At 67.8% G+C, this 1588-nt stretch carries 1 protein-coding gene; it reads left to right on the top strand.

Going from position 1 to position 1588, the window contains the following annotated elements; genetic code table 11:
- Positions 1–2: 2 nt before the first annotated feature.
- A partial coding sequence (locus Sdi02f_RS36805; RefSeq protein WP_368668300.1) for a SpnB-like Rossmann fold domain-containing protein occupies positions 3–1588 on the top strand: 1586 nt, incomplete at its 3' end.

Genomic DNA, 1588 nt, shown 5'->3' with positions numbered 1-1588 from the left:
CGGTGGACTGGGAGGCGTTCTTCGCGGGGCGTGGTGGTCGGCGGGTGGAGTTGCCGACGTATGCGTTTCAGCGGGAGCGTTTTTGGCGGGACAGTGTGGGTGGTGCTGGTGGTGTGGGTGGTGTGGGTCATCCGTTGTTGGGGTCGGTTGTGGTGTTGGCGGGTTCGGGTGGGGTGGTGTTGTCGGGGCGGTTGTCGTGTGCGACGGATCCGTGGTTGGCGGATCACGCGGTGGCGGGGTCGGTGGTATTTCCGGGTGCTGGGTTGGTGGAGTTGGTGGTGGCGGCTGGTGGTCGTGTGGGGTGTGGGCGGGTGGAGGAGTTGGCGTTGGTGGCGCCGTTGGTGTTGCCGGAGTCGGGTGGTGTGGATGTTCAGGTGATCGTGGGTGCGGTGGATGGTGGGGGCCGGCGTGAGGTGTCGGTGTTCGGTCGGGGTGAGGGGTTGGGTGAGGACGAGGCGGGTTGGGTGCGTTATGCCTCTGGTGTGGTGGTGGAGGAGTCGGGTGAGGGTTCGGGTGTGGGGGTGGTTTCGGGTCTTTCGGAGTGGCCGCCGGTGGGTGCGGAGCCGGTGGTGGTGGAGGGGATGTATGAGGACCTGGCGGCTGAGGGTCTGAGTTACGGTCCGGCCTTCCAGGGCGTGCGTGCGGCCTGGCGCCGCGGCGAAGAGACCTTCGCCGAGATCGGGACCGAAGCACTCGGCCGGGATCTCAACAGGTTCACCCTGCATCCAGCGCTGCTCGACGCGGCCTTGCACACGCTCGCTCTGCAGGACGGCGTAGGAATCCGTCTGCCCTTCACGTGGTCCGGCGTGGAGCTGTACGAGGGCGGCACGGGTGCCGACACCCTGCGGGTCCGCTTGCGCGCCACTTCTGCCGACGTGGCATCCGTGGACATCGCCGACGACATGGGTCGTCCCGTCGCGTCGGTGGAGTCGTTGGTGGTGCGGTCGTTGGGGGAGGGGTTGGTGTCCGGAGTGGGGTCGGGTGTGGATGGGTTGTTCGGTGTGGAGTGGGTGAGGGCGGAGGAGCGTGCTGCTGGTTCTGGTTCTGGTTCTGGTTCTGGTTCTGGTGGTGGGGTGTCGTGGGGTGAGTTGGGTGAGGTGTTGTCGGGTGTGGGGGTGGTGCCTGATGTGGTGGTGCTGCGGGTGGGGTCGGGTGCGGAGGTGTCGGGTGACGGTGTGCGGGACGTGGTCGGCGGTGTGCTGACGGGCATTCAGCAGTGGCTGGGTGAGGAGCGTTTGGCGGAGTCGCGGCTGGTGGTGGTGACGGAGGGCGCGGTCGACGCTGGTGGGGGTGCCGGCGGTGGTTCTGGCTCGGGTGTTGATGTGGTGGGGGCTGCGGTGTGGGGGTTGGTGCGGTCGGTGCAGAACGAGCATCCGGGTCGTGTGGTGTTGGTGGATGGTGAGCCGGGGGCGGAGTTGTCGGTGTTGGTGTCGGGTGCTGTGGTGTCGGGTGAGGGTCAGGTGGCGGTGCGGGACGGGGTGTGGTGGGTGCCGCGTCTGGTGCGTGCCGGTGTGGAGGCCGGTGCCGGGACCGATGCGGGTTCTGGTTCCGGTGCCGATGCGGGTTCTGGTTCTGGTTCTGGTTCTGG

The sequence above is a fragment of the Streptomyces ardesiacus genome, from assembly GCF_003112575.1.
GTDB lineage: Bacteria > Actinomycetota > Actinomycetes > Streptomycetales > Streptomycetaceae > Streptomyces > Streptomyces ardesiacus.
The sequence above is the reverse complement of the archived record's forward strand: the minus strand, read 5'-3'. Positions and strand labels throughout refer to the sequence as shown.